Raw genomic sequence first — 21,426 nt, 5'->3', positions numbered from 1 at the left:
GCGGCAGCACGCCGACGCACGGGCTTTACCGTTTACAGCAGCCCGGGATTCGCCTGCCAGACCGCGTAGTTGAGCACGCTGGCAAAGCCCACCCAGGCAAGATAGGGCAGCAACATGCAGGCTGCGGCCTTGTGGATGCGCCAGAACGCAATCAGCGTGGCGACGATCAACACCAATAACAGCAGGATATCAGCGAAAGCCAACGCGCCCTGCTTCCAGCCGAAGAACAGCCAGCTCCACAGCGTGTTGAGGCCGAGCTGCAGCAGGTACAGCGTCAGGGCCGGTGTCGCCGCACGCCAGCCGCGCTCTCGCCAGACGAGGAATGCCGCCAGCGCCATCAGCGCATACAAGGCGGTCCACACCGGCCCGAACAGGCTCGCCGGTGGCGCCCATGCGGGTAGTACAAGGTCGGCGTAGAAACTGGCGGCGGAGATGGAGGCGCGGGCACCAAGCGCAGCGGCGAGGAAGGTGACCAGGAACCAGCCAGAGAAGCCAAGGAGCTGTCTAGGTATCTGCATGGCGGTTGCTCGTCCTTTCCGGCGTGATCAGATGCCGCTTCTACGCAGCAGTGCAGGGTTTGGATGCAGTGACGACAGCCTAATGATGCTGATCGGTGCCTGGATCACCCCGGCAGGCCGATCCACCTGCCTTGCATCCTGGCCTGAATCGGGACGGCTTTCAGGACGCGCACGGCTGCATGTGGCAGCCGTGGCGCCCCGGCGCTGATTACTGCTTGTCGATCGCGGAGATCCGTGTCTTGCCGATTCGCCTGCCTTCCAGATCAATCATCTGCAGGCGCCAGCCAGTCGACTCAACGGTATCGCCAGCCACCGGCAGCCGCTCCAGCGCATGCAGGAACAAGCCGGACAAGCTGACATACATCGGGCTTCGTTCCAGCGTGATGCCGGTGATGCGCTCCACGTCCTCTATCGACATGGAGGCATCGACGATCCAGCTGCCATCCACCTGTTCGGCGCCGAAGTCGGCGTCGCGGGTATCGGCAAGATCGCCTGCAATCGCCGCCAGCAGATCGTTGGCGGTGACCAGGCCCTGCACGCTGCCGTACTCGTCGACCACCACCGCCAATGGAATCGGATGCTGCTTGATCCGCTCCAGCGCACGCAGCGCGGTCGTGCCTTCCGGCAGGGTCAGCGGCTCGCGCAGGTAGTCGGCTAACACCAAGGGCTTGCCGGCGAGCACGCCCGCCAGCAGGTCGCGGCTCTGCACTACGCCTTGCAGGTTATCCAGCTCGCCATCGGCCACCAGCAGGCGGGTATGCGGCGAGGCCATCAGCTGCGCGGTGGTGTGCTCCGGGCCCTTGCCCAGATCGATCCACTGGATATCGGCACGCACCGTCATCACGCTTGCGACCGAACGGTCGGCCAGGGCCAGCACGCCGCGGATCATGTCGTGCTCGGATGCGGCCAGGCCCGATGGCAGTTGATCTTCCAGCTCGGGGTTGTCGCCGGCAGCAGTCTGTGCGGGACGCGAGCCAAGCAGCTTGAGCACCGCATTGGCGGTGCGCTGCCGGAATGAGAAGTTTCGTGCATGCTTCTCGCGGTTGAACTGCGTCCACTGGTTGAAGCCCTCGATCAGGATCGAGAAGGCGATGGCTGCGTACAGATAACCTTTTGGAATCTTGAAGCCCAGGCCTTCGGCCACCAGGCTGAAGCCGATCATCAACAGGAAGCCAAGGCACAGGATAACCACGGTCGGATGGCGGTTGACGAAACTGGTGAGCGGCTTGCTGGCCAGCATCATCACGGCCATCGCAATGGTCACCGCGGCGAACATCACGCCAAGGTTGTCGACCATGCCGACCGCGGTGATCACCGAGTCCAGCGAGAACACCGCATCGAGGATGACGATCTGCGTCACCACCAGGCCGAAGCTGGCGTACACCTTGTTGTCGCCGGTTTCATGCGAGCGCCCTTCAAGCCGCTCGTGCAGTTCCATCGTCGCCTTGAACAACAGGAACAGGCCGCCGACCAGCAGGATCAGGTCGCGGCCAGAGAACGCGTGGTCGAATACGGAGAACAGCGGCGTGGTGAGCCGCATGATCCAGGACAGCGTTGCCAGCAGGCCCAGCCGCATCAACAGCGCCAGGCTCAAACCGATCAGGCGGGCCTTGTCACGCTGGTGGGGAGGAAGCTTGTCCGCAAGGATCGCGATGAAGACGAGGTTGTCGATGCCGAGGATGATTTCGAGAACGACAAGTGTGGAAAGACCCATCCAGATTGTTGGGTCGGATAACCATTCCATGCAGTGTTGGGGTAGCGAAGGGACTTCGATCATCGCACGCTGCGACTCCCTGCTTTGCTTAAACGCGCTGACTTCTGTTGTTGTTCATTTTCATGTTCATTCGTGCACGGGGCACCGCGCTGTCACGGAGCGAGTGACCAAGGCAGCCGCAGGCAGTAGGTCGTCACCTGCCAGATCGCGTCGCGTGTGGTTGTCATGGGCTCCGGCCCTTCTTGGACCGGCTCCAGGTAGCGCTTGGCGATGCCACCAGGAATTCACCTGCTGCTGATAGGCTAGGGCTGCAGTAAACGACGCGCTGGTCACCGTAGGCCGTCGTGCTTTGCTGGCCGGTTCGGGTGCAATGGCAACCGCCCTGACCCGGTGCTGCAGAGCGCGATCTGACCGGAAAGTTATTGGTGGCGGGGCATTTCCCGCCGAGATCGTGATCAAAGGAGTGGCACATGCGGTTTGCACGTACAGCGGTTCTCAGCGGATTTGTGCTGGCAGGGACATTCGGAGTTCACGCGCAGGCAGCACAGCTTGATGCGCAGCTGCGGGCAGCCGCCACCGCCCAGCAGCCGGCCGTGATCGAGACACTACGCGAGCTGGTGACGGTGGAGTCCGGCTCTACCGATCACGAGGGCGTGGCCAAGCTGATGAGCTACCTGGACAAGCGGCTGGTTGCATTGGATGCCAAGGTGGAGCGGATTGCCTCCGCTACCGGCGGGCCAGATCTGGTTCGTGGCACCTTGACCGGCACCGGCAAGTTGAAGGTGATGTTGATCGCACATGCCGATACCGTTTACGACCGCGGCATTCTTGAGAAAGAGCCGTTCCACCAGAAGGGCAACCTGCTGTACGGCCCCGGTATCGCCGATGACAAGGGCGGCATCGCGGTGATCCTGCATTCGCTGGCCCTGCTCAAGGCGCGCGGTTGGAACGATTACGCGACGGTCACCGTGTTGTTCAACCCGGATGAGGAGATCGGCTCGCCGGGCTCGGGCGAAACCATTGCTACCCTGGCGGCCGAACACGATGTGGTGCTGTCCTTCGAGCCGTCGCCGGCCAAGGCTGTGATTGAAAACGAGGGCGTGCTGCTGAGCGCGGCGGGCACCTCGCAGGTTCGGATGACGGTGCAGGGGCTGTCCGCGCACGCCGGCGCCGCGCCGGAACAAGGCCGCAACGCATTGGTCGAGCTGGCCCACCAGATAATCCAGACCAAGGATGTGGCCGCCGGCGTGCCCGGAGCGCAGCTGAACTGGACCACCGCCACCGCCGGCACCGCCCGCAACCAGATTCCCGAACGCGCAGAGGCCGGCGGCGACGCGCGGGTGATGCAGGCCGACAGCAATGCCAATCTGCTGGCGGCGTTGCAGGCAAAGGTCAAGGAGAGCCATGCGGTGCCTGGTACAACCACTACGGTGACGCTGGAGCCTCTACGGCCGATCTACGTGGCGGGTGAACGCGGCCGCGAACTGGCGGATCTGGCACAGCAGATCTATTCCGAACTGGACGGTCGCAAACTGATGATGCATCCCACCACCAACGGCGGTACCGATGCCGGCTTTGCGGGGCGCTCCGGTCATGCAGCAGTGCTGGAAGGCCTGGGGCTGGCCGGCTGGGGTTACCACGCCCGCGATGAATACATCGAAATCGATTCCATCCCGCCACGCCTGTACCTGGCATCGCGGATGCTGATCGAACTTGCCAAGCGTGCGCCGCACTGAATGAGCAGTTTGCAGTTGGCGGCGTTCTATCGTTCTGGTGACGCATGGTTTCCTCTGCTTCGCATCGACGCCATACATCGCTAGGACGCATCGATTCTTGTGAACGCATGCACGCAAAAACTCAGGGAGAGCGTAAGCAGCGCAACATAGACGGCTAGCGAGGTGGGCAGCGAAAAGCTGCCCGCCTGCCCCATTGCATGGCGGATAAGATCCACCAGGTATGTCAATGGATTGAGTCCAGAAAGGCATGCAAGAAGGCCGTGGCGATCGCTTGGTGGGAACGGAAACAGTGCTCCTGACAGGAAGATCAGTGGCATGAGAACGAAACTGATGATGACCTGGATGGCCTGGAAATCATCAATTACCGCGCCACACAGGGCTCCGACGACCGCAAGAAGGAAGCCAACCGCAAAAACGGCAAGCTCGGTTCTCAGTACGATCAGAATGTCTGGCCATTGCGCCAGGGTCAGGTACGCCAACGCCAACACCAGCGAGGCTTGCAGCGCGGAGGTTGTGGCTGCGCCAAGGCAGCGACCAACCACCAATTGCCAACGCGGTGTCGGAGCGATCAGTGTTTCCTTCAAAAAGCCGAATTTCCGGTCCCAAAGCACCGAGAAACCACTGATGAACGACGCGGTGATCACCGCCATCGCCACCACTCCTGGTGACATGAATCGCGAGTAGCTGCCGTGGCCTGCAGCCTGGAACACCTGATCCAGGCCGATGCCCATTGTCACCAGATACATAACAGGTTGAGCGAGACCGCTCACTATCTTCCAGCGACTTCGGCTGAACTTTTTCACGTCGCGCAGCCACAGGCCATAGATCGGTTTGAACATGATCAGGAAGGATCCCCGCTCACCATCCGCAGATAGGCATCAGGAAGTCCCGATGCGCCATCGGTCTCGCTCACGGCATGGACAGACCCGCTGGCGAGCAAACGGCCGGAATTGATAACTGCCACGCTATCCGCGTAGGCCTCTGCCTCTTCGAGATAGTGCGTTGTGAATACGACGGTCAATGCCTCCGTTGCTGCGAGGTACTTCAGGTGTTCCCACATCGTATTGCGGACCAAGGTATCCAAGCCCACGCTGGGCTCATCCAGATAGAGAATCCGCGGCTGATGCAGCAGCGCACGCGCGATCTCAATGCGTCGCTTCTCCCCACCGGACAATGCCTTGACGACATGGTGGGTGTGCGCTGCCATTCCCATCAACTCCAATAATTCGTTTGCGCGACGCCTGGCATCAGCGAGCTGCATCGATTGGATAAGCGCATGCAGATGCAGGTTTTCGCCAACTGTAAGTTCTTCGTCCAGCGAATGGTTCTGGAACACAACGCCGATGTGACGACGGGCGCCCGCAGCGTCCTTGACAACATCATGCCCGGCCACGGTGATCCGGCCCCTGCTTGGGCGTGTCAACGTCGACATCAGGCGGATGGTCGTTGTTTTCCCGGCCCCGTTGGGGCCGAGCAAGGCATAGATGCTCCCGGTAGCGACGGTCAGGGATAGATCGAAAACAGCCGCCTTTTTTCCGTAGTGCTTCTCGACGCGATCGAACGCGATGATAGGCGGGGCAGGGTGGCGCTCGTCACGCAGCACGATTGGTCGCAACTCCACGATAGAGTTTCAGGAACACAGAGTGGGCTGATTGACCGTTCTGGTTTGGCTCGATACCTATCGCGGCAGCGACCTCACGATCGACGGGGAGCGTGGTCGAAGGGGGAATGACCAGCGTGGAAATTCCGTTCACGGGTGCATCCTGCAAGTCTGCAATACGGATGATATCCACACGTGGTTTCCATGCAGGCGAGAAGGACGCCTCATACAGGATCGCGTCGTGGTCTTGGGGGTAGTACTGTAGAAGTCGCTGCTGCAGCTTCTGCATTCCGTCTGACGGAGCGCTCGCTTTGGGGGTGTACTTCAGGTCGCCGATTACCCCAACCTGCCACAGGATCAGCATGCATGACGTAAAAACCGGAATGGGCCTGACCATGAAGCTGGTTGCTTCGTACGAGTGGCAGCCGACGGACGGATCCAGCCCAAGGTCGGACACGATGCAGTCTTCTGCGGATACGCCGGACAGCATGCGAGCTGCGTATCCCTCGCTGCGCGCGACATGGATTGACTTGTGCGATGGGTAGGCGAAAACGCCGGGGTGCCCATAGAAGGCAGCAACCACGCGTCTCCCGTTGCGCACCTCGCCGATGATCCGCTCAACCATGTTGTCGTAGGTGATGATTCGTTGCTGGCCGGCAATATATAGCGGATGAAGATCTTCGGAGTTTTCATTCAGACTGAGGACAAACTTCCTGGCGAAAGGATCCGGAACCAGATAGAACACTTTGTCGGCGCGCTTGATCGCTTCGACCGTCTCCAGGGTTATCTGTCCCGGGGCCTGAATTCCGGTTCCAACGACATACAACGATCCGTTTGACATGTTTTCTTCCTCGTTGGAGTTCGGGGGCGGATGCGCTTCGGCTTACAGGACGATGATGTCGGTAGTCACGGTCTCAAGTACCAGAACGATCAACGCCAGTGCGACCTCGGTTGCATGGATTCTTCCAAGGAACGTGTTCGCGGTTGGCTCGGAGAGCATGGATCTAGCTTCGTCGCTGAGATCGCACTCCTGCAGGAATGCATCCTTGTCTTCATCAAGACGCTCGCGTGCATCAAAATCGAGCGCGAAGCCCATCAGGAACTCAGAGACCTCGTTGGCCGGTATATGAAATGGTAGTGGACTGGTTACTTCATCGACTCTCATCGGAGCTTCCTCTGGATGGGTTGGCGCGCTTGAAAACGGCGGAGGCTTTGTTTGCGCGGCGTGCTTCTGGCGAAGAGCCCTACCGAAGGCATCCAGGTCTGCGGTGGCGGTTGTTCGGTGGGCGTCGCCGATGCCGTGGCTAGTAACGGCTTTCACCAGAATTCGATCAAGCGTCGTGCTGGGCCCTGCACAGCAGAATGCGGGGTACATGATCTTTTCTCTTCAGGTACAGATTGCCCTGTCGCCCATGATCGCGGATGGATGAGGTTTCATTTGGCGGCTGATTTGGCGCTGTGGCGCCTGTGGCATTGACGGCTGTGCAGCGACTGCTGAGAATCCTTGGACGGATCTGGATCAATCCATTCGGAGGTCTATGGTGGACGAAATCCCCAATACGCTCGCAGCCCGAATTCGCTGGGCAAGGGTGAGCGGCGGACTCTCCCAGACAGACCTTGCCAGCGTACTCGGCATCAATCGTTCGACGGTGGCGCACTGGGAGCGAGACGGTGGCTACTCACCGACCATCGATCATCTGCGCGGTATCAGCGTGGCTGTGGGCGTGACTGTTTCATGGCTCATGGATGGTGACAGCCTTCCTTCCACGCCCGTCGGCTTCAGCCAGCGGCCGAATCTCGAAGGAAAGATGCTGGAGCTATCAAGGCATCTTCCAGTTTCATTTCTCGTGAATATCGTTGCACTCATGGAGGCAGCTGAGAGCTACCTTTGAGTGTTCGCTATTCGGTTCTTGCCGTGGATTGGCCGCAGAAAGCTGAAACAGGATTGGATTGCGATCCAATCGACGTGTCAGGCGCTGGCTCAGGGCGCACCTCTGGTCGCCTATCTCGTGCTGTGATCTGGCGCGCGCAGTGAACTGATGCCTGCGATCGATGGATGCGCAGGCTCAGCTTGATCTTCTGCGTATAACTCAGTGTGCGGCAGTGTAGATGTCCTGCAGCACGGCTTTCTCAAGCTCCAGCTCACTGAGCAGGTTCTTGACGATATCGCCGAGGCTGAGGATGCCGACCAGCCTGGAGCCTTCGGTGACCATCAGGTGGCGGTGGCGCGAGTAGGTCATCAATGCCATGGCTTGCTTGAGGCTCGCATCGGGGGCGATGCCCTCCAATCCGGTGGAGGGAAGGGAGGAGATGACGCGGCGTCCTGCCTGCGGGCCATCATCGGCCAGGGTGCGCACGATGTCTTTCTCGGAAATGATGCTTACCGGTGCGTCGTCCTTCATCACCACCAATGCAGCGATCTTGTTCGCGCTCATCTTGTGCGCGGCGGCGCCGATGGTGTCTTCCACATCGATGGTGACTACGGTTTGCTTCTTTGACTGCAGGAGTTCGCGGACGTTCATTGATGTTTCCTGGTGCAGGTTACTCAAACGGGATAGTTCGCCTTGCTACCTGTGTGGTGGTAGCGGTACTGCCGCGATGTCCTCGGCACTTTCGATTCTACGAGTGGAAAAGCCGCGATGTATTTGCGTATTTGGGATGGTTTGTCGCGGATTTACGGGTGATTCATTCCATGTTTGTTTAGACAGAACGGTTGCGTATGACGCTGTGCAGGTGTCGTTGCCGTGTGCGTGCAGCGATGTGCTCCCATGCCTTGATTCGAAGGTTTGTCCGCGCATGTGCGGGTAGCGCCACGACGCGTGTCATGGCGCAGATTGGATACAGGCGTGACGGGCTACGCTCTTGAGAACCATGACCCTGCCGCGTCCACTGTCATCCGCGAAAAGCCGGGAGGCGGGGCTCTACCGCCTCCCGGCGCGGACGTCATCACGACATTCGCGCAGTCCAAGGGACTGCAGGACTCCACGGCCGGGGGAGAGACCGGGAGGCATCTCTGCTGAAGGAGAGTCAGCAGGAGATTGGTTTGGCCCGACACGCACGCTTGATCATGTGTGTCAGGCGATTGGTTGATGCAGGAAGCGTGCGCGTCGCGGCTACTGTGAAACGAACAGTGGGACTGGAACCTCCGCCAGCAGGGTCCGGGTCACGCCGCCGAACAGCGTTTCACTGAGTTTGGGCCGGCTATACGCGCCAAACACCACCATATCGCAATGCGCATTCTGCGCATGCGCAACGATCACGTCGGCGATGGGAACACCTGCGGAGGTGACGCATTGCAGATCAACGCTCACATGATGGCGGGCGAGATAGGCGGCCATGTCGGCGCCCGGTTCGTCGCCGTGCAACTCTGCGTTACGTTCGGCATCGATGATCAGCAAGGTGACTTCTTCGGCCTTGATGAGCATCGGCATCGCATCGGCAATGGCACGGCGTGATTGTCGGCTGCCGTTCCATGCGACCAATGCCTTTTTCCCGATGGGTTTGTCCCCCCAGTCACGCGGCACGATCAGGATGGGGATGCCGGACTGTTGCAGGATCTGCGGTGCGGACCAGGTCAGTGGCGAGGCCGGGATGTTCGGATGACTCACCACCAGCAGGTCGCAGTACAGCGCATGCAGTGAGGACTCACTGCTTGACTCGGCATGGGAGATTATCCGCAGCTCGCCACTTACCGCATGGCGATTCAGTGCGTCGTTCAAATTTTGACCGAGCTGAAGTGCACGCGCGGCCATCACCGACTGGTGGCGGACGATCACTTCATGCAGTGCCTCACCCTTGGCAAAACCTGCCTGCAGGGTGGCCGGTTGCTGGGGTAGTGCGGTAATGCCGATCAAATGCGAAGCATGGCCGCCGGCAAGCCGGGTTGCCGTGTCCAGGATCTGTTGACCGGATTCGCTGGCGTCGAACAACACCGCAATGTCTTTCAGCAGGGTGGTCATGGGCGTGCTCCGTTGTGCTCGGCTCGGGGGCTGGATGGCCGTCCGGGCCTGCGATCAAAACTAGAATGATCGTTCTAGTTAGAATGATCGTACTACAGCGAATGCCCGCGGTCATGCATCAATCCGATCCAGACATCTCCAGGTTCACTCCATGAATGCGAGCAGCAGCGCTCCGGTGGGACAGGAAAAGGGTGAGGCGCGCCGCCAGCAGGTACTGGACGCGGCCAGCGCCTGTTTCCGGCGCAATGGCTTCCACGGCACCAGCATTGCCAAGATCTCGAAGGCGGCCGGGATGAGCCCGGGGCACATCTACCACTACTTCGAGAACAAGGAAGCCATCGTCGAGGCCATTGCCAAGCGCGAGGAACAGAACCTCTCCGAGCTGGCCCGCAAGCTGCAGGAAGACGAGAGCGGCGGCAGTCTGGCAACCCGGGTTGCCAGGCAGGCGAGCGATTCGGTGGACCGCTGCCTGGACCCTGCCTACCTGGAGCTGCAACTGGAGCTCGCCGCCGAAGCCGCACGCAATCCTGCCATCCGCCGCATCCTGCGCCAATCGGACAAGGTGGTGACCGGCGAGTTCATGGCGCTGTCCAATCGGGTCGGGCTGCCAGCCGGGATGGACGCGGCCGAGGTGGAGCTGCGGATGAACATGATTTCGGCGATCTTCAACGGCGTGATGGTGCGCGGTGCGGTGGGGGCGGAGGTCGACCGAAAGCAGGTAAGCCGTTTGGTCGAGAAGTTGGTGCGCTGCCTGCTGGAAGATGCGGATTGAAGAGGCGTGACCAGGTGCTCCGGACGAGTGCCGCCCGTGAACCTGGCGGAGCGACATCCGCTGCAAGCGCGGCGAGCCGGGTGATCACGCAAGGCGATAGCATCTACTGCAACGACTGCCAGCGGATTTGACCCGCCCGCTCGGCAGGCGCAAGCTCGGGCACAGTGCTGCGCAACTCAGGAGTCCCGATCATGACTGCTGTCGGTTCGATGAGTACCCCGGGCGACAAGTCGCCGCCTTCACATTTGTGGCGTGTGTTCTGGCTGCAGGGGGTGATTCCCAGCAACCTGTTATGGGCCGCGGCGCTATGGGCGCTGATGCAAGGAAAGACCAGCTTGCTGCTCGGGCTGTTCGCCGTATTGCTGCTCTATACCGGTTGGATCATCCCCACGGTATGGCGGGCCGCGCCCAGCGCGCACAACCCCAACTATGGCTTGGCCGCACGCGGCCTCACCGTGGCGTGGGGGCTGAACACCGTGCTGTTGATCTTCTTCCTGTTGCTGCAGCTTGCGACCTGAGCGGGCTGCAGGCTGGCGACGCTGCGTGCTGCCGGAAGCGCGGGCTAGTAGAACTGCACCGGCGCGCCGTCGCGGTCAAACGCGGCGAAGCGGCTGATCTGGCCATCGTTGATGGCATTGACCATCAGTCGCAGCGGTTGTGCGGCTTCATCACTGGAGGGAGCAATGCCAGCGCGGCCATCCAGCGAGGCGACGAACACCAGGTCCCAGGCCAGGCCGGTGTTGGCCGACTCGGCAGCCAGTGCAGCGAACGAGGCGATTTCCTGCGGCGCCTTGTCCACGCACAGCACCGGGCTCAGGGTGCCGCCTTCACCGCTGTCATGGCGCGAATGTTGATCAGCGGTTGGGGATTCAGGCAGGTCGGCTTTGACGAAGACGAACAACAGGCGCTGTGGCTCGTTCTGCTCCAGTGCGGCACGCAGCAGGTCGTCGAAATCACTCAGCATCATGGTCGTTTTCACAAGGAGGAAGCCATCGGGTGGTCATGCTGCCACAGCTGGGTCAGGTCCGGCGAAGGTCCGGATTGATTTAAGTCATGCCATCGACGCAATGCCCCGCGTAGGCTGACAACCTGTCAACAAAGGCGAGGGCATCCCGGCATGCCGGGCGAGCGTGCAAACGTGGAGTCAGAAGGTGAAACAGCCATGAGCCAACTCACCGACGGCTTCGGTCGCAGCTTTCCATACCTGCGTCTGTCGCTGACCGAGGCCTGCAACTTCCGTTGCAGCTATTGCCTGCCCGACGGATACCAGGCCGACGGCCGCCCGCAGTTCATGGCGGTGGATGAGATCGAGCGGCTGGTGCGGGGTTTTGCCGCGTTGGGCATGCACAAGATCCGCCTGACCGGCGGCGAGCCCAGCCTGCGCAAGGATCTGCAGCAGATCATCGCCACCGTGGCCAAGGTGCCGGGCATCCGCAAGGTGGCCATCACCACCAACGGCTGCCTGCTGCCACGGCATCTGCCGGGCTGGCACCGCGCTGGCCTGACCGCGCTCAACGTCAGCATGGACAGCCTGCAGTGCGAGCGCTTCCACGCCATCACCGGCCACGACCGCCTGCCCGAGATCATGCAAGGTCTCAACCTGGCGCAGGCCCTGGGCCTGCAGTCGATCAAACTCAATGCGGTGCTGCTGCGCGGCCTCAACGATGACGAGTTGCCGGCGTGGATGGAATTCCTGCGCGAGCGCCCGATCAGCGTGCGTTTCATCGAGCTGATGCGCACCGGCGACAACCGCGAGTTCTACGAGCGCCATCACCTGCGTGCCGATGTGATCATCGAACAGCTGCTGGCTGCCGGTTGGAGTGAGCGCAAGCGCGCCGCCGATGCCGGCCCGGCACGTGAGTTCAGCCACCCGGATCATCGCGGCAGCGTTGGCATCATCGCCCCGTACTCAAAGGACTTCTGCAAAGGCTGCAACCGTCTGCGGGTTACTGCGCGCGGTGATCTGCGCCTGTGCCTGTTCGGCGACTTCGGCGTGGCATTGCGTCCGCTGCTGCAGTCCGACGATGACCAGGATGCGCTGCTGGCGCGCATCACCACCCAGCTTGGGCTCAAGGCAGCCGGGCATGGACTGCACTTCGGCCAGACCGGGCTTACCCCGCATCTGGCCTCGATTGGAGGATGAAACAGGCAATGAGTGGGCAGATAAGTGCGGCATTCCACATGGCCGATGTACGCGACAAACGCATCACCCGCCGCCGCGCGGTGGCGGTAGGTGAGCTGATCGCCGGGCCGATTGCCTACCCGTTGATCGTCGAGCGGCGGCTGCCCAAGGGCGACGCGCTGGTGATGGCTGAGATTGCCGGCCTGCAAGGGGCCAAAATGGCCTCGGCATTGATGCCGATGTGCCATCCGTTGCCGTTGGAGCTGGTGCGCGTCTATTGCGCGCCGGTGCCGGAACGGCGGGCGATCCGGGTCTGGTGCGAGTGCGCCAGCGAAGCGCGTACCGGCGTCGAGATGGAAGCGCTGGCCGGCGTCAATGCAGCCCTGCTGACCTTGTACGACCTGAGCAAACCGGTCGAGCCGGCATTGGAAATCAGTGGTATCCGCCTGCTGTTCAAGGAAGGCGGCAAGAGTGGCGTGTGGACGCACCCGCAAGGCATGGATACGGGAGAACTTGAACGTTTCCGGCCTCGCCCGCCCAAGACCTTGGGCGCTGCGCGCTGCGCGGTGATCACCCTCAGTGACCGCGCCAGCCGTGGCGATTACATCGACGAATCCGGGCCGGTGCTGGTCAAGGGCTTGCAGGCGCTGGGCGGCGACGTGGTCAGCAATGAAATCCTGGCAGATGGCATCGAGCCCCTGGTCGCGCGTCTGCGCGCGCTGGCTGCCGATGGTGTGCGCCTCTGCCTGTGCACTGGCGGCACTGGACTGGGCCCGCGTGATCTGACGCCCGAGGCCTTGCAGGCATTGGGTGGACGCCCGGTGCCCGGACTGGCACAGATGCTGCGCGGGCTCAGTGCCCAGTACACACCGATGGCCTGGCTGAGCCGCGCTGAAGTCGTGCAGTTGGATGATCTGCTGGTCATCGCCCTGCCAGGCAGCCCACGTGCCGCCGCGCAATGCATGAATATTCTTACCCCCGTGCTCGGCCATGCCTTGGCGATGATGGATGGGGGCTCGCACGCATGATCAGTTATGCGCAGGCCTTGCAGCAGTTGCTGGCGGCGGCACCGGCGGCACACAGCGAACAGGTGTCCATCGATGCTGCCGCCGACCGGATATTGGCTGCATCGATAAGCAGCGCACAGGACCTGCCGCCGTTCGACAACGCCGCGATGGATGGCTTCGCGCTGTGCGCGAACGGGCAACCGGTGGTGGCGGGCAGCGTGCTGCAGGTGCAGGGTTGGCAGGCCGCAGGCGATACCGCTGCTGCGGACGGCGATTCCGCGCAGGCCTGGGAAATCATGACCGGCGCGCGCATGCCGTCCGGTCTGGACAGCGTGGTGCCGATTGAACAGGTTGAGGTGCTGGATGCCGTGGATGGCCGTCCCACCCGGGTGCGCCTGCAGGCAATAGTGAAACCCGGCCAGCACGTTCGCCTGCGCGGCCAGGACGTGGAACTGGGCGAAACCGTGCTGGCTGCGGGAGCTCTGCTGGACGTCAATGCGATTACCTTGCTGCATGCACTCGGCATTGCCAGCGTGCAGGTACAGCATCAGCCGCAGGTTGCGGTGATCAGTACCGGCAAGGAACTGATCAGCGATGCGACTGCGGAACTGCAGTCCGGACAGATACGCGACAGCAACCGCCCGTTCCTGGTCAGCCGCCTGCGCGCTGCGGGTGCGGAGGTGGTCTGGAACGGCGTGGTCAGTGATGACGTTGCCGCCTTTGATGCTGCGCTGGATGCAGCGCTGGCTGCAGGTGCGCGCGTGGTGCTGAGCACCGGCGCGGTATCGCAGGGGCGCTACGATTTCATTCCCGATGCGCTGCGTGCGCGCGGTGCCGAGATACTCTTCCACAAGGTCGCGATCCGTCCGGGAAAACCGCTGCTGTTCGCGCGCCTTGCCGACGGCACGCTGTACTTCGGTCTGCCCGGTAACCCGATTTCCGCTGCGGTGGGCCTGCGCTTCTTCGTTGAGCCGGTATTGCGAAAGATGCTGGGCCTGGCCGAAGAGACCGTTCTGCAGTTGCCACTGCAGGCCGATGTACGCAAGCCACCGGGCCTGCGTTTCCATGCACGCGCACGCGTGCAGGCCGATGCCAGCGGGCAGTTGCGAGTGAGCGTGCTGGCCGGGCAGGAATCATTCCGCCTCAAGACCATGCTGCGCGCCAACGCGTGGGTGGTGCTGGAGGGCGACGGCGATCTGGCCACGGCCGGCAGTCTAGTACGTGTACAGGGCTGGGGCCACCGTGAGCCAGTGCAGCTCAGCCCGCAGGAGATGTCATGAAAGAGATAGTGGTGCAGCTGTTTGGCGCGTTCTCGGAGCTGGACCCGCAGCGCGAGATCAGCGTGCCTGTCGAGGGCGGGCAGGTCATCGACCTGCGCAGGGCGCTGCGTGCATTGCTGCAGCAGCGCTTCCCCCAGTTCCGTGCCGGCCTGGTCGATTACTCGGCCTTTGCCGATGAGCAACGCGTCCTGCGCGATAACGATTCGCTGCCCGGCGACGGGCGGGTGGCCATCCTGCCACCGGTAAGTGGAGGCTGAGATGAGCTTCGAGAGCGTATGGAAAGTGGTGGACCGTGCCGATGCGGCGATTGATCCGAGCGAAGGCATCGCCGCCGTGTCCGATCCGGGCTTCGGTGGCATTGATGTCTTTATCGGCAAGGTGCGTGACCTGAACCAGGGGCGGCCGGTACTCGGCATCACCTACGACTTGTTCGAGCCGCTGGTCATCAACGAATTCCAGCGGCAGATCGCCGAGATCACTGCCGACTTCGGCCCCCGCATCAAGTTGTATGTAGCACATGCCAAGGGTCGGCTGGCGGTAGGCGACGTCGCCGTGGTCGTTGCAGCGGGCAGCCCGCACCGTGATGAGGCCTTCCGTGCCTGCCGGCAGTTGATCGAGGGCGTGAAGCACCGCTCGCCGATCTGGAAGCAGGAGCATTACCAGGACGGCGACAGCGAGTGGAGCGAAGGCTGCAGCCTGTGCCAGCCCGACACCGAGCACGCGCATATCGATGGACATGTCCACGATCACTCCCACTGAGTCGGCGCCGGTTGCCGGCATCGTGCTGGCCGGTGGACTGTCCAGCCGCATGGGCCAGGACAAGGCCTTGCTGCGTTGGCGCGGGAGCACGCTGCTCGAACACAGTTGTGCGCTGCTGCGTGCGCTTGGCGCCCAGCCGGTGAAGGTGAGTGGCGATTATCCGGGCTTCGATTCGGTGCCCGATGCGGTGCCGCGCTGCGGCCCGCTGGGTGGGCTCTACAGCGTGGTGGAAGCGCTGGCTGACGGACCGGCATGGGTGGTGCCGGTCGATATGCCGCTGCTGGATGTGACACTGCTGCGACAGCTGCGCGATCCCGGTGCACCTTGTGTGACCTATTCAGGGGAACCGGTGCCGATGTACTTGAACATCGACGGGACTTGCCGCAGTCTGCTGTTTGAAATGGTCACGGGTACAGACGGGCCACGCTCGCTACGGATGTTCCAACGCCGCCTCGGTGGCCTGGAACTGCCGCTGCCAGCCGGTGCCGAAGCCCGCCTTGTGAACTGCAATACCCCCCGCCAGTGGGAGGAAGTTGCGTCATGAAAGTCCAGATCCAGTCGCAGTCGCTACGGCTGCGCATTGATGAAAGCGAGCTGGCACAGCTGCTCGCTGGTGAGGTGCTGGAGAACCAGACCTGGCTTGGCACGCCCGGAGCCCTGTCGCAGCGCTTGCAGCTGCACGACACGGCGGAGGCGCTGCTGGATGGCGATACCCACGCATTTATGATCACGCTGCCGCGTGAAGACGTGTTGGCGCTGCAGGCACGTCTGCCATGCCGTGACGGTTTGAGTTTCGTGCTGCCGACGCAGGCATTGCCGCTGCAGCTTCAGTTCGATGTGGATGTACGTGACAGCGTGCGTCAACGTGGCGTGCAGCGCCGCAATCCGGCCGACGCCGTAAGCATCAGTTGATATTTGTCAGGTAGTCGGCGCGAGAGCGCCGTTGGATTGATCAAGATCAAGACTGCCCCAGGGGGCGCCGGGCCTAATGACGCCGTGGCGACTGGGCAAGCAACCGCACAGCAAACCAGCGCCGTATCACACAGCCTTGGAGCGATGCATGAGTGCCAGTCGCGATGTCGTAAAGCAGAGCAATGCCGGGCCCGGTCGCGTGATCAGCGATTGGAAACCCGAGGACCCCGATTATTGGGAACGAACCGGCAAGAAGGTCGCCACCCGCAACCTGGTGATATCGATTCCGTCGTTGCTGCTGGCGTTCTCGGTATGGGTGCTGTTCTCGGCAGTGACCATCAGCCTGCCCAAGATCGGTTTCGCCTTCACCACTGACCAGCTGTTCTGGCTGGTGGCCCTGCCCAGCCTGTCCGGTGCGACGCTGCGCATCTTCTACTCCTTTGTCATCCCGATCTTCGGCGGCCGCCGCTGGACCGCGCTGTCGACTGCATCCTTGCTGCTGCCGACCTTGTGGCTGGGCTTCGCGGTGCAGAACCCGGCCACGCCGTACTGGGTATTCGTGTTGATCGCCATCCTGTGTGGTTTCGGCGGTGCGAACTTCTCCTCGTCGATGTCCAACATCTCCTTCTTCTATCCCAAGCAGCGCCAGGGCATGGCGCTGGGTTTGAATGCAGGCCTGGGCAACGTCGGCGTATCGGTATCGCAGGCGGTGGTGCCGCTGGTGATCAGCGTCGGCGTGTTTGGCGCGATGGGTGGTGCACCGCAGGCCGTGGCCGACGGCGGCGCCCCCTTGTTCGTGCAGAACGCCGGTTTCATCTGGGTACCGTTCATCGCCTTCTTCGCGATCGCCGCCTGGTTCGGCATGAATGACCTGACCAGCGCCCGCTCCTCGTTCTCCGAGCAGGCGGTGATCTTCCGCCGCAAGCACAACTGGCTGATGTGCTGGTTGTACATCGGCACCTTCGGTTCCTATATCGGCTTTTCCGCCGGCTTCCCGATGCTGGTCAAGAGCCAGTTCCCGGATGTGAATCCACTGGCCTATGCCTTCATCGGCCCGCTGCTGGGCGCGCTGATGCGCTCGGTCGGCGGCAGCATGGCGGATCGCTGGGGCGGCGCGCGCCTGACCTTCTGGGTGTTCGCGCTGATGATCGCGGCGGTGTTCGGCGTGCTGCATTTCCTGCCCAGCAATGGCCAGGGCGGCAACTTCGTCGGCTTCCTGCTCTCATTCATGGCCTTGTTCGTGCTCAGCGGCATCGGCAACGGCACCACGTTCCGGATGATCCCGGTGATCTTCCGCACCCTGCACGAGCGCCTGTCGGCCAATGAGGGCGCCGAAGGCAAGAAGGCCGCGGCCCATCAGGCCAGCATCGAATCCGCTGCCGTTGTCGGCTTCTCCGGTGCCATCGGCGCCTACGGTGGCTTCTTCATTCCCAAGAGTTACGGCTCTTCCATCACCTTGACCGGCAGCCCGGATATGGCGCTGTACGGCTTCATTGCGTTCTACATCACCTGCCTGGCGGTTACCTGGTGGTGGTACTACCGGCGCGGGGCCGAAACCCCCTGCTGAGAAAGCAATGCACCGCAGCCAGATTTCACACATAGCCACGATGCAGCAGTTTGCGAACGGAGATTCACCATGAGCTATTTCCTTGATCGCTTGCAGTTCTTCAAGCGGGACCCACAACCCTTTGCCGATGGCCACGGGTTCAGCAAGAGCGAAGGGCGGGACTGGGAAAACAGTTATCGCGCCCGCTGGCAGTACGACAAGATCGTACGTTCCACCCACGGCGTGAACTGCACTGGCTCCTGCAGCTGGAAGATCTACGTCAAGAACGGCCTGGTCACCTGGGAAACCCAGCAGACCGACTACCCGCGCACCCGCCCGGACCTGCCCAATCACGAACCACGCGGCTGCCCGCGCGGTGCCAGCTATTCCTGGTACCTGTACAGCGCCAACCGGCTCAAGTACCCGCTGATCCGCGGCACGCTGCTGCGCATGTGGCGGCAGGCACGCAAGACCATGTCGCCGGTCGAGGCCTGGGCCAGCATCGTGCAGGACCCGGCCAAGTCGCGTGAGTACAAGCGTCGCCGCGGCATGGGCGGTTTCGTGCGGCTGAACTGGGACGAGGCCAACGAGATCATCGCCGCCTCCAACCTCTACACCACCAAGGAATACGGCCCCGACCGCATCGTCGGTTTCTCGCCGATTCCGGCGATGTCGATGGTGTCCTACGCGGCCGGTGCGCGCTATCTGTCGCTGCTCGGTGGTGCCTGCCTGTCGTTCTACGACTGGTACTGCGATCTGCCGCCAGCCTCGCCGCAGGTATGGGGCGAGCAGACCGACGTGCCGGAATCGGCCGATTGGTACAACAGCCGCTACATCATCGCCTGGGGCTCGAACGTGCCGCAGACGCGTACGCCGGATGCGCACTTCTTCACCGAGGCGCGTTACAACGGCACCAAGACGGTGGCGATCTGCCCCGACTACTCGGAGCTGGCCAAGCTCACCGACCATTGGCTGCATCCCAAGCAGGGCACCGATGCGGCGCTGGCATTCGCCTTCGGCCACGTGATCCTGCGCGAGTTCCACGTCGACACGCCCTCGCAGTACTTCCAGGACTACTGCCGCCAATACTCGGACATGCCGATGCTGGTGCGCATCGAGCGCCGCGCCGATGGCCGGCTGGTGTCGGGCCACTTCCTGCGTGCCAGTGAGCTGGGTGGGCTGGGCGAGAGCAACAACCCGGAATGGAAGACGCTGGCGTTCGACGAGAACAGCGGCGACATCACCGTGCCGAATGGCTCGGTCGGTTTCCGCTGGGGCGAGAAGGGCAAGTGGAACATCGAAGAAAAAGCCAGCGATGGCCATGACACGCGCCTGCGCCTGAGCCTGGCCGATATCCACGACGGCATCGAGGCGGTGAGCTTCCCATACTTCGGTGGCATCGAGAGCGACGGCTGGACCGCCGCACCGGCCGAGGAAGTGCTGGAGCGCAATATCCCGCTGCGCCGCCTGCAACTGGCTGATGGTGGCGAAGCGCTGGTGGCCACGGTCTACGACCTGCTGCTTGCACAGTACGGTGTTGATCGCGGCTTCGGCGGCGGCAATGTTGCCAAGAGCTTCGATGACAATGTGCCGGGCACGCCGGCGTGGCAGGAACGCATCACCGGCGTGTCACGCGCCGAGGTGATCGAGATCGCCCGTGAGTTCGCCCGCACCGCCGACAAGACCCATGGTCGCAGCATGATCATCGTCGGCGCCGGCATGAACCACTGGTTCCACAACGACATGAACTACCGCGGCCTGATCAACATGCTGGTCATGTGCGGCTGCGTGGGGCAGACCGGTGGTGGCTGGGCGCATTACGTGGGCCAGGAAAAACTGCGCCCGCAGACCGGCTGGCAGCCGCTGGCCTTCGGCCTGGACTGGAGCCGCCCACCGCGACAGATGAACGGCACTTCGTTCTTCTACTTCAATACCGGGCAGTGGCGTTACGAGAAGCTGCAGGTGGACGAACTGCTGTCGCCGCTGGCCGATGCCTCCAAGTACAGCGGCAGCCTGGCCGACCTCAACCTGCGCGCGGTGCGCATGGGCTGGCTGCCGAGTGCACCGCAGCTGGACCGCAATCCGCTGCAACTGGTGCGCGAGGCCGAGCAGGCTGGCGTCGCACCGGCCGATTACGCGCTGTCCAAGTTCAAGGATGGCTCGCTGGACTTCGCCTTCGCCGATCCGGATGCGGCACAGAACCATCCGCGCATGATGTTCATCTGGCGCTCCAACCTGCTCGGTTCCTCCGGCAAGGGCCACGAGTACATGCTGCGGCATCTGCTTGGCACGCGTCATGGCCTGCAGGGCAAGGACCTGGGCGAGATGGGCGCGGTCAAGCCCGAGGACGTGAAGTGGCGTGACGAAGCACCGGAAGGCAAGCTCGACCTGCTAGTGACGCTGGATTTCCGCATGTGCACCACCGCGCTGTACTCGGACATCGTGCTGCCGACTGCCACCTGGTACGAGAAGGACGACCTCAACACCTCGGACATGCATCCCTTCATCCACCCGCTGTCCAAGGCGGTGGACCCGGCCTGGGAATCGCGCAGTGATTGGGAAATCTTCAAGGGTGTCGCGCGTACGCTCAGCGACATGGCGCCGGGCGTGCTCGGTGTCGAGAAGGACCTGGTGCTGGTGCCGACCCTGCACGACACGCCCAACGAACTGGGCATGCCGTTCGGCGTCGCCGACTGGAAGAAGGGCCAGTGCGAAGCCATCCCCGGCAAGACCATGCCGAGCATGGCGGTGGTCGAACGCGACTACCCCAACCTCTACCGCAAGTTCACCTCGCTGGGTCCGCTGCTGGACAAGCTCGGCAACGGCGGCAAGGGCATGAGCTGGGATACCAAGCACGAGGTGGAATTCCTCGGCAAGCTCAACCACACCGTGCTGGACGAAGGCATCAGCCAGGGCCGGCCGGCGATTGATACCGCCATCGACGCCTGCGAAGTGATCCTGCACCTGGCACCGGAAACCAATGGCCATGTCGCGGTCAAGGCCTGGGAGTCGCTGGGTACCTTCACCGGCCGCGAGCACACGCATCTGGCCGTGGGCAAGGAGCACGAGGCGATCCGCTTCCGTGACATCCAGGCGCAGCCGCGCAAGATCATTTCCTCGCCGATCTGGTCCGGGCTGGAAGACGACAACGTCAGCTACAACGCTGGCTACACCAATGTGCACGAGCTGATCCCGTGGCGCACCGTCACCGGCCGCCAGCAGTTCTACCAGGACCACGAGTGGATGATCGACTTCGGTGAGGCCTTCATGAGCTACCGGCCGCCGGTCAACACACGCACGGTGGAGCCGCTGCTCAACAAGCGCCAGAACGGCAACAAGGAGATCGTGCTGAACTGGATCACCCCGCACCAGAAGTGGGGCATCCACAGCACCTACAGCGACAATCTGATCATGCAGACGCTGTCGCGTGGCGGCCCCATCGTCTGGTTGAGCGAGGACGACGCGCGCAATGCCGGCATCGAGGACAACGACTGGATCGAG

At 62.5% G+C, this 21,426-nt stretch carries 22 protein-coding genes; 13 read left to right on the top strand and 9 right to left on the bottom strand.

Features of this window, described 5'->3' with window-relative positions:
- Positions 1-32: 32 nt before the first annotated feature.
- Both ACVOMF_RS08890 and ACVOMF_RS08885 read right to left on the bottom strand, forming a co-directional pair.
- A complete protein-coding gene (locus ACVOMF_RS08890; RefSeq protein ID WP_481508951.1) occupies positions 33-518 on the bottom strand; it encodes a TspO/MBR family protein in 486 nt (161 codons plus the stop codon).
- Between the two features lie 208 nt (positions 519-726).
- Positions 727-2,262 (bottom strand): TerC family protein, encoded by a 1,536-nt coding sequence (locus tag ACVOMF_RS08885; protein ID WP_481508950.1) that lies wholly within the window; start codon positions 2,260-2,262, stop codon positions 727-729.
- A gap of 440 nt (positions 2,263-2,702) precedes the next feature.
- Here ACVOMF_RS08885 and ACVOMF_RS08880 point away from each other — a divergent pair, with 440 nt between their 5' ends.
- The gene (locus ACVOMF_RS08880; protein ID WP_481508949.1) at positions 2,703-3,968 is read left to right on the top strand and encodes a glutamate carboxypeptidase; all 1,266 of its coding nucleotides are present in this window, start codon (positions 2,703-2,705) and stop codon (positions 3,966-3,968) included.
- Positions 3,969-4,048: 80 nt separating this feature from the next.
- On the opposite strand, the gene ACVOMF_RS08875 is transcribed toward ACVOMF_RS08880, so the two are convergent.
- The 4 genes from ACVOMF_RS08875 to ACVOMF_RS08860 are packed head-to-tail and all read right to left on the bottom strand — an operon-like array spanning position 4,049 to position 6,943.
- Entirely contained in the window at positions 4,049-4,807 is a 759-nt protein-coding gene (locus ACVOMF_RS08875) for an ABC transporter permease (protein WP_481508948.1), read from the bottom strand.
- Positions 4,808-4,809: 2 nt separating this feature from the next.
- Complete coding sequence (locus tag ACVOMF_RS08870; protein ID WP_481508947.1) at positions 4,810-5,571, bottom strand: ABC transporter ATP-binding protein; 762 nt, start codon at positions 5,569-5,571, stop codon at positions 4,810-4,812.
- A complete protein-coding gene (locus ACVOMF_RS08865) occupies positions 5,561-6,409 on the bottom strand; it encodes an SAM-dependent methyltransferase (protein WP_481508946.1) in 849 nt (282 codons plus the stop codon). Before ACVOMF_RS08865 ends, ACVOMF_RS08870 begins: the two co-directional genes overlap by 11 nt.
- A 42-nt stretch (positions 6,410-6,451) precedes the next feature.
- On the bottom strand, positions 6,452-6,943 hold the full coding sequence (locus ACVOMF_RS08860; RefSeq protein WP_481508945.1) for a hypothetical protein: 492 nt from the start codon (positions 6,941-6,943) through the stop codon (positions 6,452-6,454).
- Between the two features lie 166 nt (positions 6,944-7,109).
- On the opposite strand from ACVOMF_RS08860, the gene ACVOMF_RS08855 reads away from it, so the two are divergent.
- Positions 7,110-7,460, top strand: coding sequence for a helix-turn-helix domain-containing protein (locus ACVOMF_RS08855; RefSeq protein WP_481508944.1), 351 nt, complete (start codon positions 7,110-7,112; stop codon positions 7,458-7,460).
- 198 nt (positions 7,461-7,658) lie between these two features.
- Here ACVOMF_RS08855 and ACVOMF_RS08850 read toward each other — a convergent pair whose 3' ends face one another.
- Both ACVOMF_RS08850 and ACVOMF_RS08845 read right to left on the bottom strand, forming a co-directional pair.
- Complete coding sequence (locus ACVOMF_RS08850) at positions 7,659-8,090, bottom strand: CBS domain-containing protein (protein ID WP_481508943.1); 432 nt, start codon at positions 8,088-8,090, stop codon at positions 7,659-7,661.
- Positions 8,091-8,681: 591 nt separating this feature from the next.
- Positions 8,682-9,527, bottom strand: a complete 846-nt coding sequence (locus tag ACVOMF_RS08845) for a universal stress protein (RefSeq protein ID WP_481508942.1) — start codon at positions 9,525-9,527, stop codon at positions 8,682-8,684.
- Positions 9,528-9,678: 151 nt separating this feature from the next.
- On the opposite strand from ACVOMF_RS08845, the gene ACVOMF_RS08840 reads away from it, so the two are divergent.
- Together ACVOMF_RS08840 and ACVOMF_RS08835 are read left to right on the top strand one after the other, a co-directional pair.
- Positions 9,679-10,299 (top strand): TetR/AcrR family transcriptional regulator, encoded by a 621-nt coding sequence (locus ACVOMF_RS08840; protein WP_481508941.1) that lies wholly within the window; start codon positions 9,679-9,681, stop codon positions 10,297-10,299.
- Between the two features lie 191 nt (positions 10,300-10,490).
- On the top strand, positions 10,491-10,817 hold the full coding sequence (locus ACVOMF_RS08835) for a hypothetical protein (protein WP_481508940.1): 327 nt from the start codon (positions 10,491-10,493) through the stop codon (positions 10,815-10,817).
- 44 nt (positions 10,818-10,861) lie between these two features.
- On the opposite strand, the gene ACVOMF_RS08830 is transcribed toward ACVOMF_RS08835, so the two are convergent.
- A complete protein-coding gene (locus ACVOMF_RS08830; protein ID WP_481508939.1) occupies positions 10,862-11,266 on the bottom strand; it encodes a ribonucleotide reductase subunit alpha in 405 nt (134 codons plus the stop codon).
- A gap of 195 nt (positions 11,267-11,461) precedes the next feature.
- Here ACVOMF_RS08830 and moaA point away from each other — a divergent pair, with 195 nt between their 5' ends.
- The 9 genes from moaA to ACVOMF_RS08785 form a co-directional block, all read left to right on the top strand.
- Positions 11,462-12,442, top strand: a complete 981-nt coding sequence (gene moaA, locus ACVOMF_RS08825; RefSeq protein WP_481508938.1) for a GTP 3',8-cyclase MoaA — start codon at positions 11,462-11,464, stop codon at positions 12,440-12,442.
- Between the two features lie 8 nt (positions 12,443-12,450).
- Positions 12,451-13,449, top strand: a complete 999-nt coding sequence (gene moaCB / locus ACVOMF_RS08820) for a bifunctional molybdenum cofactor biosynthesis protein MoaC/MoaB (RefSeq protein WP_481508970.1) — start codon at positions 12,451-12,453, stop codon at positions 13,447-13,449.
- Positions 13,446-14,708: a molybdopterin molybdotransferase MoeA gene (locus ACVOMF_RS08815; RefSeq protein WP_481508937.1), complete on the top strand. Its 1,263-nt coding sequence runs from the start codon at positions 13,446-13,448 to the stop codon at positions 14,706-14,708. Before moaCB ends, ACVOMF_RS08815 begins: the two co-directional genes overlap by 4 nt.
- On the top strand, positions 14,705-14,965 hold the full coding sequence (locus tag ACVOMF_RS08810; RefSeq protein WP_481508936.1) for a MoaD/ThiS family protein: 261 nt from the start codon (positions 14,705-14,707) through the stop codon (positions 14,963-14,965). Before ACVOMF_RS08815 ends, ACVOMF_RS08810 begins: the two co-directional genes overlap by 4 nt.
- A 1-nt stretch (position 14,966) precedes the next feature.
- Positions 14,967-15,467: a molybdenum cofactor biosynthesis protein MoaE gene (locus tag ACVOMF_RS08805; RefSeq protein WP_481508935.1), complete on the top strand. Its 501-nt coding sequence runs from the start codon at positions 14,967-14,969 to the stop codon at positions 15,465-15,467.
- On the top strand, positions 15,439-16,011 hold the full coding sequence (gene mobA, locus ACVOMF_RS08800) for a molybdenum cofactor guanylyltransferase (RefSeq protein WP_481508934.1): 573 nt from the start codon (positions 15,439-15,441) through the stop codon (positions 16,009-16,011). Before ACVOMF_RS08805 ends, mobA begins: the two co-directional genes overlap by 29 nt.
- Entirely contained in the window at positions 16,008-16,379 is a 372-nt protein-coding gene (locus ACVOMF_RS08795; RefSeq protein ID WP_481508933.1) for a DUF7009 family protein, read from the top strand. The genes mobA and ACVOMF_RS08795 overlap by 4 nt, the downstream gene beginning before the upstream one ends.
- Before the next feature lie 148 nt (positions 16,380-16,527).
- Positions 16,528-17,946, top strand: coding sequence for a NarK family nitrate/nitrite MFS transporter (locus ACVOMF_RS08790; protein ID WP_481508932.1), 1,419 nt, complete (start codon positions 16,528-16,530; stop codon positions 17,944-17,946).
- Positions 17,947-18,015: 69 nt separating this feature from the next.
- A partial coding sequence (locus ACVOMF_RS08785) for a nitrate reductase subunit alpha (protein ID WP_481508931.1) occupies positions 18,016-21,426 on the top strand: 3,411 nt, incomplete at its 3' end.

Source organism: Stenotrophomonas sp. STEN022 (assembly GCF_056760155.1).
The sequence above is the reverse complement of the archived record's forward strand: the minus strand, read 5'-3'. Positions and strand labels throughout refer to the sequence as shown.